Origin of the sequence: Dietzia sp. KRD202 (genome assembly GCF_017168155.1) — a bacterium.
GTDB lineage: Bacteria > Actinomycetota > Actinomycetes > Mycobacteriales > Mycobacteriaceae > Dietzia > Dietzia kunjamensis.
This window is the reverse complement of the sequence record NZ_JABFAN010000005.1, coordinates 202,766-214,231: the sequence shown is the minus strand read 5'-3', so window position 1 is coordinate 214,231 and position 11,466 is coordinate 202,766. Positions and strand designations below refer to the sequence as shown.

Genomic DNA, 11,466 nt, shown 5'->3' with positions numbered 1-11,466 from the left:
CGGGAACGACGATCGCGTCGCGGGCCGGCAGTGCGTGAGCCAGTTGAACGGGGGGAGTGAGCATCTCGACCCCGTGGGCCAGCAGGTCGAACCCACGGAAGAACGGGGATGCCGCCGCCATGGGGTGCACGGCCGAGCACGGATCCACCAGCAACCCGTTCACGACGTCCTCCGGGATGCCGGTCGCGATATCGCCCATCGGCAGGGTCCGGCACCCGCCGCCGATCGTCTCCTGGGCCTCCAGCACCACCACCCGCCGCCCGGCCCGCGCACACAACAGCGCGGCAGCCAGGCCGTTGGGGCCGGAGCCCACCACGACGACGTCCGCACGTACCGTCCCCGCCGCGCTCATTCGAAGACCGCCAGACCGTAGGTGCGCCGCAACCGCTCCAGCAGGTCCTCCTGTGACCGGGCCTGGTCGGCCAGTCCCAGCAGCAGCCGGCCGGTGCCGGGACCGCCGGGCTCGTCGTCGCTGTCGTCGTCGTCGCTGCTGTCGTCGGGCTCCCCACCGGATCTCCCGGCAGCGGACGCCGGGCCGTCCGCGACCCACGACGCGGCGAGCAACTCCCACATCGACCGCTTGGCGACCACCAGCGTGCGCAGCGCCTCCAGGACGGCGAGCCGGGCCAACGGATCGCGCACCACCGGGCCCACCGGCAGCGCGGTCAGGGTGACCGCGGCCGACAACCGCACCAGACGACGACCCGGGGTCCCCAACGGTGACAACGCCGCCAACAAGCGGGAGGCGGTGTCGATCTCCTCCTCGAACTCCGCGCGCAGCGGAACCAACCGGACCCGGTCCTCCGGATCGACCGCACTGATGCAGCGGTCCAGGACGCTCCGGCCCACCGCGGCGCCGTACAGGTGGGCCCGCAGATACATCGCCACCGCCGACGGGCCGCGTGCCGGTGCCAGCACCGGCAGCCAGGGATCGGGGAAACGGACCGGCGGCTGGGCCGACCGGGGAGTGCGGGGCATCGGTGCTCCGTTCGTCGCGCGGCGGTGGTCACGGCGGGTCGCCGACCCCCGTCACGGTAGGCGTCCGGGCGCGTACCGGCCACTGCTCGACGCCGGTGACAGGTGCCCTAGACTGGCCGTGCCCGAAATGACACCGAGGAGAACCCACTGTGACAGCATCCGGACGGCCCGTCGTCCTCATCGCCGACAAGCTCGCCCAGTCGACCGTCGACGCGCTCGGCGACGCCGTGGAGGTCCGCTGGGTGGACGGCCCGGATCGCCCCAAGCTCCTCGAGGCGGTCGCCGACGCCGACGCACTGCTCGTGCGCTCGGCCACCACCGTCGACGCCGAGGTGCTCGCCGCCGCGCCGAACCTCAAGATCATCGGCCGCGCGGGCGTCGGCCTGGACAACGTCGAGATCCCCGCCGCCACCGAGCGCGGCGTCATGGTGGTCAACGCGCCCACCTCCAACATCCACTCGGCCGCCGAGCACGCGGTCGCGCTGCTCATGTCCGCCTGCCGCCAGATCCCGGCCGCGGACCGCACCCTGCGCGAGCACACCTGGAAGCGCAGTTCTTTCAACGGTGTCGAACTGCTCGGCAAGACCGTCGGCGTCGTGGGCCTGGGCCGCATCGGCCAGCTCGTGGCGCAGCGACTCGCCGCGTTCGAGACCAACCTCATCGCCTACGACCCCTACCTGCCCGCCGCCCGCGCGGCGCAGCTGGGAATCGAGCTGGTCGACATCGACGAGCTGGTCTCCCGCGCCGACATCATCACGATGCACCTGCCCAAGACCAAGGAGACCGCCGGTCTCTTCGACGCCGAGCGGCTGGCCCGTGCCAAGGACGGCGTCGTGATCGTCAACGCCGCCCGCGGCGGTCTGATCGTCGAGGACGCGCTCGTCGACGCCCTGAAGTCCGGCAAGGTCCGCTCCGCGGCGCTCGACGTGTTCGACACCGAGCCGTGCACCGACTCGCCGCTCTTCGAGCTCGAGAACACCGTCGTTACGCCGCACCTCGGCGCCTCCACCAGCGAGGCGCAGGACCGCGCCGGCACCGACGTCGCCCGCAGTGTGCTGCTCGCCCTGCGCGGGGAGTTCGTCCCCGACGCCGTCAACGTCACCGGTGGTCCCGTCGGCGACGAGGTCGCACCCTGGCTCGACCTTGTCCGCAAGCTCGGACTGGTCGCCGGCCACCTGTGCCCGGGTATCCCGACGACCGTCCGGATCGACGTCGCCGGCGAGCTCGCATCCGAGCAGGTCGACGTCCTCGGGCTGGCCGCCCTGCGCGGCATGTTCTCCGCGATCACCGACGAGCCCGCGACCTTCGTCAACGTCGGCCAGATGGCCGAGCAGCGGGGGGTCACCCACTCGGTGGAGACCCACAGCGAGTCCAAGTCCTACCGCAGCACCGTCACCGTCACGGCCGTGGCCGCGGACGGCGCGTCGGCCGATGTCACCGGCACGCTGGCCGGCCTGGACCAGGTGCAGAAGATCGTCCGGATCAACGAGCGCGGGTTCGACCTGCGCGCCGAGGGCCAGAACCTGTTCGTCCACTACTCCGACCGCCCGGGCGTGCTCGGCAAGGTGGGTTCCATCCTCGGCGGGGAGGGCATCGACATCCAGGCCGCAGCACTGAGCCAGGACGCCTCCGGCGAGGGCGCGTCGCTGATCCTGCGGGTCGACCGCACGGTCGCCGAGCCGACCGTCGACCGGATCGTCTCCGAGCTCGACGCCACCGCGACCCAGATCAACCTGGTCTGAGCGGGGACGACGACATCATGAAGCTCGCAGTCATCCCCGGCGACGGTATCGGCGTCGAGGTCACGGCCGAGGCACTGAAGGTGCTCGACGCGCTGATCCCCGGTGTCGAGAAGACCGAATACGACCTCGGCGCGCGCCGGTACCTCCGCAACGGCGAGACCCTCACGGACGCGGACGTGGAGAGCCTCAAGGGCCACGACGCGATCCTGCTGGGTGCCATCGGTGATCCCCGCTCCGTGCCGGCCGGCGTGCTCGAGAGGGGCATGCTGCTCCCGCTGCGGTTCGCGCTCGACCACCACGTCAACCTGCGGCCCTCCCGGCTCTTCCCCGGGTCGGCCACCCCGCTGAAGGACCCGGGCGAGATCGACTTCGTCGTCGTTCGCGAGGGCACCGAGGGGCTCTACACCGGAAACGGCGGTGCGATCCGTGTGGGGACACCGCACGAGATCGGTACCGAGACCTCGGTCAACACCCGGTACGGCGTGGAGCGCGTGGTCCGCGACGCGTTCTCCCGTGCGCAGTCGCGGCGCAACAAGCTCACCCTGGTCCACAAGACCAACGTCCTCGTCAACGCCGGTGGGCTGTGGCAGCGCACCGTCGACGAGGTGGCTCCGGAGTTCCCCGGGGTCGAGGTGGACTACTGCCACATCGACGCCGCCACCATCTACATGGTCACCGATCCGTCCCGGTTCGACGTGATCGTCACCGACAACCTCTTCGGCGACATCATCACCGACCTGGCGGCCGCGGTCACCGGAGGCATCGGCACCGCGGCGTCGGGCAACATCGACGCCTCCGGGACCAACCCGTCCATGTTCGAGCCCGTCCACGGTTCGGCCCCGGACATCGCCGGACAGGGCAAGGCCGACCCCACCGCCGCCATCCTGTCCGTGGCACTGCTGCTGCGCCACCTCGGTCACACGGCCGAGGCCGATCGAGTGGAGGCGGCCGTCGAGGCCGACCTCGGCTCGCGCGGCGACGCCCCGATCGTCACCTCCGAGGTGGGCGACCGGATCGTCGCGGCCGTCAGCGGTTAGACCACCGCCCCGCTGACCCCACGTCCGGACCCCGGCCCGCGGGTGTGAATCGCGAGAAGTGATCACACCGCGGGCCGTCGGCGTCCACAGTGGTGGCATGGACGTCGAACTCGCCGAGGTCAGGGATTTCCTCGCGCGCTGTGCCCCCTTCGACGAGCTGCCCGGAGAGGTGCTCGACCGCCTGCCCGCGAGGCTCAGTCAGCGCTACCACCGGCGGGGGACCGTCATCCTGGAGGCGGGGGACGCCAACGACACCCTCCACATCATCCGCACGGGCGCCGTCGAGGTGTGCGACCCGGACGGTGTCCTGCTCGACGCGCGCGACGAGGGTGACTGCTTCGGCTACTCGACGCTGACCGGTTCCGGCCCGTCGCGGTACCGCATGGAGGCGGTCGCGGACACCCTGCTGCTCGAGATGCCGCGCGAGGTGTTCGACGAGCTCGCGGCCGCCCACCCCGGTATCCGCGACTTTTTCGGTGCGCGGAGCGATCGGATCCGCCAGGACCTCGCCTCCGCCCGGGTCGCCGCGGCCGGGGGAGACCCCCTGAGCACACCGGTGGGCGATCTCCTCACCCGCGACGCGGTCACCACGGGGCCCGGGACCACCATCCTCGAGGCGGCGCAGATCATGTCGCGGGAACGCGTCTCCGCGCTGCTGGTGGTGGAAGACGGACGCGTGGTCGGCATCTTCACCGATCGCGACCTGCGCTCGAAGGTGGTCGCGGTTGGTGGCGACACCGCGGCGCCGGTGTCGACGATCATGACCCACGACCCGGTGTCGGTGGACGCCCGGACCCGCGCGTTCGACGCGACCCTGCTCCAGATCGAACGCGGCGTCCATCACCTGCCGGTGTGCGAGGCCGGTGCCCCCGCGGGGATGGTCACGAGCGGGGACCTGCTGCGCCTGGCGCAGTCCGACCCGGTCTATCTGGCCGCGCGGATCTCGCGGGCCCCCGACACCGAGACCGTGGCGGAACTGTCCGCCCGGTTGCTACCGCTGGTCGGCGAGTTCGTCCGGCGGGGCACCACGCCGCGGGATATCGGCCGGGTCGTCACCGCCACCGCCGACGCGGCGACGCGGCGCCTGATAGCGCTGGCGGAGGCCGAACTCGGACGGCCTCCCGTGCCGTACTGCTGGGTGGGACTCGGTTCCCAGGCCCGGGGTGAGCTCGGGGTGTCCAGCGACCAGGACAACGCGCTGATCCTCGACGACGGGGCAGGCGGGGTCCCCGGCTCCGACGAGTACTTCGCGGAGCTCGCCGACCGCGTCTGCACGGGACTCGACCGGGCGGGCTTCCCGCTCTGCCCCGGTGGGGTGATGGCGACCAACCCCCGGTGGCGCCGGACCTGCGCGGAGTGGGAGGGGACGGTACGGGACTGGGTCGGGGCCCCCGAGGCCGACGCGGTGCTGCACAGTCAGGTGTTCTTCGACCTCCGTCCCGTCCACGGTGAGAGCGGACTCGCCGCCCGCGTCCAGCGCGAGATGCTCGTCCGCTCGAAGGGCAGTCCGCGCTTCCAGGCGCATCTGGCCCGGATCGCGTGTGAGTGGCAACCACCGCTCGGCTTCCTCCGCGGGCTCGTCGTCGCGCGCCGGGGCGAGTACCGCAACACCCTGGACCTCAAGGCCGGGGGGATCGCACCCGTCGTCCAGATCGCGCGTCTGTACGCCCTGTCCGCGGGACTGGACGAGGTGTCGACCCTCGGCCGGCTCGACGCGGCGGCCACCGCCGGGGTGATCGCCCGCTCGGATGCCGAGAACCTCACCGAGGCGTTCCGGTTCCTGCGCGGGCTGGCCTTGCGCCACCACGCACGTCAGATCCAGGAGCACTCGGACCTCGACAACAACGTGGACCCGTCGACCCTCGGCACCAAGGACCGCCATCGGCTCCGGGCGGCGTTCCGGATCATCGCGGGAGCGCAGAGCGCGCTGCAGATCCGATACCGGGTCGGGCAGATGTGATGGTCCTGCCACGGCTGACCGCGGCCGGCCGCCGGAGGAGTGCCGCCCGCCGGGCCCCCGACGGGCCACTGCGGCGATTTCTGGAGACACCGCCGCCGGATCCGACCACTCCGCTCGAGGACCTGTCCCTCCTCGCGGTGGACGTCGAGACCACCGGGCTCGATCCCCGGCACGACCGGGTCCTGGCGGTGGGGTTCGTCCCCGTCGACGGGGACCGGATCGTCCTGGGCGGAGCGGGATCGGTGCTGCTGCGTCCCGATCACGGTCCGGACGACGACGACGGGGTGGGGCAGAGTGCCACCGTGCACGGACTCACGGACGACACGATGGCCACCGGGGAGGATGTCGAGGACGTCCTGGACCGGGTGTTCACGGCTCTGACCGGGCGGGTGTTGGTCGCGCACTACTGCCCGATAGAGGTCGACTTCCTGCGAGCGTTGTGTCGGCGCACGTTCGGCATCCGGCCACCACTGGAGTCCGTCGACACCCTGGAACTGCACCGGCGGGTCCTGGGCGGGGGCGTCGACATGGGCTTCACCGCCGACCCGTCGCCCGAGAGGCTGCGGCTCTGGGGTGCTCGCGAGAGGTACGGGTTACCGCAGTACCGCGCACACGACCCGCTGGTCGACGCCCTCGCCTGCGCCGAGCTGTACCTCGCACAGGTCACCGAGCTCCGCGACCGTGGGGCGCGAACGCTGCGGGACCTGCGGACCGCCTAGGATCGCGGGTATGCGTCTCGCCCGTATCGCCCACCCGCAGGGATTCGCCTTCGTCGAGGTCCGCGGAGACATGTCCGACCCGTCCTCGCTGACCTGTGCCGAGATCTCCGAGCACCCCTTCGGTACCCCCGAGTTCACCGGCCGCGAATGGCCGCTGGCCGACGTGCGTCTGCTCGCCCCGATCCTGGCCTCCAAGATCGTGTGCGTCGGTAAGAACTACGCCGACCACGCCGAGGAGATGGGGTCGGAGGCCCCGGCCGAGCCCCTGATCTTCCTCAAGCCCAACACGTCGGTCGTCGGCCCCGAGGCATCGATCGCCTACCCGCCGAGTTCGGAGCGGGTCGACCACGAGGGCGAGCTGGCCGTGGTGATCGGGCAGCCGTGCCGGGACGTCGCCGCCGCGCGGGCCCACGAGGTCATCCTCGGCTACACCTGCGCCAACGACGTCACCGCCCGCGACCAGCAGCTCTCGGACGGTCAGTGGACGCGGGGCAAGGGGTACGACACCTTCTGCCCGCTGGGTCCGTGGATCGTCACCGACCTGGACCCCAACGGGCTCGACGTCCGGGTCACCCTCACCCACCCCGACGGCACGTCCGAGGTACGGCAGGACGGCAACACCTCCCAGTTCATGCACACCGTCGGCGAGATCGTCGAGTACGTCAGCCGGGTCATGACCCTCCTTCCCGGCGATGTGATCCTCACGGGTACCCCGGCAGGGGTCGGCCCGATGCTGCCCGGCGACCGTGTGACGGTCGAGATCGAGGGCATCGGCTCGCTGACGAACCCCGTCGTCGACCGGTAGGTCCGGGCCACCGGCGCGGACCATCGCCCTAGGACGCTCCGAACGCCCTCAGGATGGTGCGGAGTTTGGCGCCGGTCTCGGCGACCTCGTCGTCGGGTTGCGAGTCCGCGACCAGGCCGCCGCCGGCCCAGGCGATCGCTCCCGACCGGTCCGCGTCGATCTCGGCGCACCGGATGGTGACCATCCAGTCGCCGTCTCCGCCGGCGTCCGACCACCCGACGGCCCCGGCGTAGAACCCCCGTTCCCCTTCTATCGCGGCGATGAGCCTCCGGGCCTCGTCCGTCGGTGTCCCGCACACCGCCGGCGTGGGGTGCACGGCGAGGGCGAGGTCCAGAGAGGTGGTGCGGGGGTCGGCGACACGGCCCCGGATACGGGTCCCGAGGTGCCACATCTCGCGGGTGGACGTGAGGGTGGGACGGTCGGGGATCTCCAGATCCGTGCACAGTGGTTGCAGGGCCCGTGCCAGCGACTCCACCACGAAGGCATGCTCCGAGGCGTCCTTGCCCGACGCCCGCAGGGCGCGGCCCGCGGCCTGGTCCGCGACAGGGTCGGTGGAGCGGGGCGCGGACCCTGCCAGCGGGTGGCATTCCACCAGATCGCCTCGGCGGCGGACGAGGAGTTCGGGGCTCGAGCCCACCAGGACCCGCCCGGCGTGGACCCCGCCGGCGGGGGAGAGGTCGACGAGGTAGCCGTCCGCCGCCGGGCTGGAGTCGATGAGTGCGGCGCACACCGCGTGGGGGTCGATGGGCTGATCGGCAGACAGCCGGACTGCCCTGGCCAGCACCACCTTGTCGATCTCGCCGGAGCGCACCCCCGCGATCGCGGTCGACACCCTGGCGCGGTGCTCCGAGGACGTGGGGATCTCCCGGGTGACGTGGGCGCGGGTGCGCATCCGGCGGAAGTAGGCGGGGGGCTCCAGTGGGCCGTCGACGCGGACCACCACGTCGGGTTCGACCAGAGCGGCGGGCGCGTCGGGCTCGAAACCGATCGCGCCCACGATCAGACCACTGGCGCCGGACCGCAGGGCCAGGGCCGCGTCCGCCGGATCCGTGAACGAGTTCAGGGCACCCTGGGTGCGCAGCGAGCCCGTCGGACGGGACAGCAGGAAGTCCGGGGCGGTCACCGGGCGTGCGACGTCGGGTTGGTGCCCAGACGCCACGGCACGCCTCCCTCGATTCGGACTCCTGCGTGGATCGCGCCTCCTCGGACGGCGGCCACGGGTACCCGCCGATCCTAGGCCGGTCCTCGCCGGGGGTGCGAGCCGGGACCGTCACTAGGATGGGCTCCATGACCGCCTCGAACGTCCGCGTCCGCTTCTGTCCGTCCCCCACCGGCACACCCCATGTGGGTCTCGTCCGTACGGCCCTGTTCAACTGGGCCCACGCCCGGCACACGGGTGGCACGTTTGTCTTCCGCATCGAGGACACCGACGCCGCCCGGGATTCGGAGGAGTCGTACCAGTCGCTCCTCGACGCCCTCCGGTGGCTGGGCCTCGACTGGGACGAGGGCCCCGAGGTGGGTGGCCCGTACGCGCCGTACCGCCAGTCCGAGCGGCGCGATCTGCACCTGGACGTGGTGCGCAGGCTGGTCGAGGCGGGGGAGGCGTACGAGTCGTTCTCCACCCCCGAGGAGGTCGAGGCCCGCCACCGGGCCGCCGGGCGGGACCCCAAACTCGGGTACGACGGGTTCGATCGCGACCTCACGGAGGACCAGAAGCAGGCGTTCCGTGACGAGGGGCGCGGCGCGGTGATCCGGTTGCGGATGCCGGACGAGGATCTCGCCTGGGACGACCTGGTCCGCGGGGAGACCGTGTTCAGGGCGGGCACCGTGCCGGACTTCGCGCTCACGCGGGCCAACGGGATCCCGCTCTACACGTTGGTCAATCCGGTCGACGACGCACTGATGAAGATCACCCACGTCCTCCGGGGCGAGGATCTGCTCAGCTCCACCCCCCGACAGATCGCCCTCTACCGTGCCCTGATGCGGATCGGGGTGGCGGATGACGTCCCCGCGTTCGGGCACCTGCCGTTCGTCATGGGCGACGGCAACAAGAAGCTGTCCAAGCGTGACCCCGAGTCGGATCTGTTCCTCCACCGCGACCGCGGGATGTTGCCGGAGGGGTTGCTCAACTACCTGGCCCTGCTCGGGTGGGGGCTGTCGGATGACCGCGACGTGTTCTCCCTGCAGGAGATGGTCGAGGCGTTCGACGTGCGCCAGGTGAACGCCAACCCGGCCCGCTTCGACCAGAAGAAGGCCGACGCGATCAACGCCGAGCACATCCGGCAGCTGCCGGCCGAGGAGTTCGCCCGCCGCCTGCGCGAGTACCTCGTCGCGCACCCCGACGAGGACGGAGTGACCCTGCCGGAGAGTTTCGACGCCCAGCGGTGGGCGATCGTGGCAGATCTCCTCCAGACCCGCATCGTCGTCCTGTCGGATGCGTGGAAGCTCATCCGGTTCCTCCTCGTGGACGAGGCCGGGTTCACCGTCGACGCCCAGTCTGCGGCCAAGAACCTCAAAGCGGAGTCCCGAGAGGTCGTGGACGCGGCGATCGCGGCGCTGGAAGCAGTCGAGGAGTGGACGACCCCGGCCATCGAGGCCGCACTGTCCGGCGCGCTGGTGGAGGACCTGGGCATCAAGCCGCGCAAGGCCTACGGGCCCGTGCGGGTGGCGGTCACGGGATCGCACATCTCGCCGCCGCTGTTCGAGTCGTTGGAGCTGCTCGGTCGGCAGGCCACACTGTCGCGGCTTAGGTCCGCGCCCGTCGCCGACTAGCTCGGGGTCCGGAAACAGACGGATTGACCAGGCGATTTGCTATTCACCCTCGGTGGTTTGATAGTCTCTTCGAGGCGCCCCGCGAGGGGCGGAAAAGTGAATGCAGTGGCCTATGGTGTAATTGGCAACACAGCGGTTTCTGGTACCGTCGTTCTAGGTTCGAGTCCTGGTAGGCCAGCTGAGCGCGTCGCAGCGCTCGCTACAGCGGATCCCACGCGGATCCGTGTCCTAGCCCCCGTCGTCTAGCGGCCTAGGACGCCGCCCTCTCACGGCGGTAGCGTGGGTTCGAATCCCATCGGGGGTACAGCAGAAGGCGCCCGGAGCACAACGCTCCGGGCGCCTTCCTCGTTGCGGGGGACGGGGGCGGATTTCAGGGGTCGCGGTCGGCCGTCGGCCCCCGCATTCGCGTCGCCGTTCAGGCCGGGGCCCGGACCGGCCCGGTCACCCTGCCCCGCCCCCGGAGGCGGATGAGATGGCGGGCGTGCTCGTCCAGTGCGTGGTCCTCGGCGGACACCGGGGCCCACCGGGGCACCGGGGTGGGTCTACCGTCCGGCCCGAGTGCCGCACAGACGGTCAGGCAGTGGGTGGTGAGCGTCCTCTCCGGAGAGGTGGCCTCTCCGGAGCTCACATGGACCGAGACGTGCATGGTCTCGTGACCCGTGTGCAGCAGACGGGCCTCCACCTCCACGACGTGGCCGATCTTCACCGGGTGGTAGAACCGGACACCGCCGGCGTACACCGAGGTGCAGGGGGTACCCGACCACCGGGTGGCGCAGAGGTTCGCCGCGTCGTCGATCCAGGACATGATGCGCCCGCCGTGCGCGTTGCCGCCCCAGTTGACGTCCCCGGGTGCCGCGAGGAACCGCAGGGTCGAACGAGGCGCTGTGCCCGCGGCGGAATAGGTCTGCTCCGCCATCGCCCGTTCGATGTCCTTGCGCAGCCCGATGCGCATGACAGCCTCGTCGGACTCGTGGACCTCCAGGCGGGACGCGGGCGTCCAGGGAGGTACGGGGGTGGGCGCGCCGTCGCGGACGGCGATGAAGACCACGAGGCACTCGGCGCAGTGCCGGTAGTCGAGCGTCACGGGATCGCAGGCCCGGACGTCGCACTGGATGTGCATCGACGTCGAACCCGTGTGGACGAGTCGGGCCGAGACCTCGATGAGTTCGCCGGAGACGACCGGGCGGGAGAAGCGGATGTTCCCGACATAGGCGGTGACGGCGTATCCGCCGGACCACCCCGCCGCCAGGGCGTAGGCGGCCTTGTCGATCCACTCGAGGATGCGGCCGGTGTGCACCTGCGTGCCCGTGCCGACATCGGTGGGCGCAGCGAGGAACCGCAGGACGGTCTGACGAGGTGTGGTCACGCTCCGCACGCTAGTGACGGCGCGTGACGGGACGGTTGCCGCGCGTACGGATTCCGTGACGGACTCCTCACCCCCGCGCCGACGAAC

Annotated in this window: 10 protein-coding genes and 2 tRNA genes; 8 read left to right on the top strand and 4 right to left on the bottom strand. The window is 71.3% G+C overall.

The window, feature by feature from the left end:
* Both J1M64_RS01815 and J1M64_RS01810 read right to left on the bottom strand, forming a co-directional pair.
* The coding region (locus tag J1M64_RS01815; RefSeq protein ID WP_206472347.1) for an FAD-dependent oxidoreductase at positions 1–352 on the bottom strand (352 nt) is incomplete at its 3' end.
* Positions 349–978: a hypothetical protein gene (locus J1M64_RS01810; protein WP_206472345.1), complete on the bottom strand. Its 630-nt coding sequence runs from the start codon at positions 976–978 to the stop codon at positions 349–351. The genes J1M64_RS01810 and J1M64_RS01815, both read right to left, overlap by 4 nt.
* 149 nt (positions 979–1,127) lie before the next feature.
* Between J1M64_RS01810 and serA the strand changes: the two genes are divergently transcribed.
* The 5 genes from serA (at position 1,128) to J1M64_RS01785 (ending at position 7,241) form a co-directional block, all read left to right on the top strand.
* Positions 1,128–2,720 carry a phosphoglycerate dehydrogenase gene (gene serA, locus J1M64_RS01805; protein WP_067718235.1) on the top strand — a complete coding sequence of 531 codons (1,593 nt, stop codon included), beginning with the start codon at positions 1,128–1,130 and terminating at the stop codon, positions 2,718–2,720.
* Positions 2,721–2,737: 17 nt separating this feature from the next.
* Complete coding sequence (locus tag J1M64_RS01800) at positions 2,738–3,757, top strand: 3-isopropylmalate dehydrogenase (RefSeq protein WP_206472343.1); 1,020 nt, start codon at positions 2,738–2,740, stop codon at positions 3,755–3,757.
* A 97-nt stretch (positions 3,758–3,854) separates the two neighbouring features.
* The gene (locus J1M64_RS01795; RefSeq protein ID WP_206472341.1) at positions 3,855–5,717 is read left to right on the top strand and encodes a putative nucleotidyltransferase substrate binding domain-containing protein; all 1,863 of its coding nucleotides are present in this window, start codon (positions 3,855–3,857) and stop codon (positions 5,715–5,717) included.
* Complete coding sequence (locus J1M64_RS01790) at positions 5,717–6,436, top strand: exonuclease domain-containing protein (protein ID WP_119192420.1); 720 nt, start codon at positions 5,717–5,719, stop codon at positions 6,434–6,436. Before J1M64_RS01795 ends, J1M64_RS01790 begins: the two co-directional genes overlap by 1 nt.
* A 10-nt stretch (positions 6,437–6,446) precedes the next feature.
* On the top strand, positions 6,447–7,241 hold the full coding sequence (locus J1M64_RS01785; protein WP_067718227.1) for a fumarylacetoacetate hydrolase family protein: 795 nt from the start codon (positions 6,447–6,449) through the stop codon (positions 7,239–7,241).
* 28 nt (positions 7,242–7,269) lie between these two features.
* Here the strand turns inward: J1M64_RS01785 and J1M64_RS01780 are convergent, their stop codons facing one another.
* Positions 7,270–8,400, bottom strand: coding sequence for an isochorismate synthase MenF (locus tag J1M64_RS01780; protein ID WP_163375918.1), 1,131 nt, complete (start codon positions 8,398–8,400; stop codon positions 7,270–7,272).
* A 128-nt stretch (positions 8,401–8,528) separates the two neighbouring features.
* Between J1M64_RS01780 and gltX the strand changes: the two genes are divergently transcribed.
* The 3 genes from gltX to J1M64_RS01765 all read left to right on the top strand — a co-directional run bounded on the left by gltX (position 8,529) and on the right by J1M64_RS01765 (position 10,317).
* Positions 8,529–10,013, top strand: a complete 1,485-nt coding sequence (gene gltX / locus J1M64_RS01775) for a glutamate--tRNA ligase (protein WP_119192422.1) — start codon at positions 8,529–8,531, stop codon at positions 10,011–10,013.
* Between the two features lie 106 nt (positions 10,014–10,119).
* Positions 10,120–10,191, top strand: a tRNA-Gln gene (locus tag J1M64_RS01770).
* Between the two features lie 53 nt (positions 10,192–10,244).
* Positions 10,245–10,317, top strand: a tRNA-Glu gene (locus J1M64_RS01765).
* 111 nt (positions 10,318–10,428) lie between these two features.
* Here the strand turns inward: J1M64_RS01765 and J1M64_RS01760 are convergent.
* On the bottom strand, positions 10,429–11,379 hold the full coding sequence (locus J1M64_RS01760) for an acyl-CoA thioesterase (RefSeq protein ID WP_069390252.1): 951 nt from the start codon (positions 11,377–11,379) through the stop codon (positions 10,429–10,431).
* Positions 11,380–11,466: the final 87 nt, after the last annotated feature.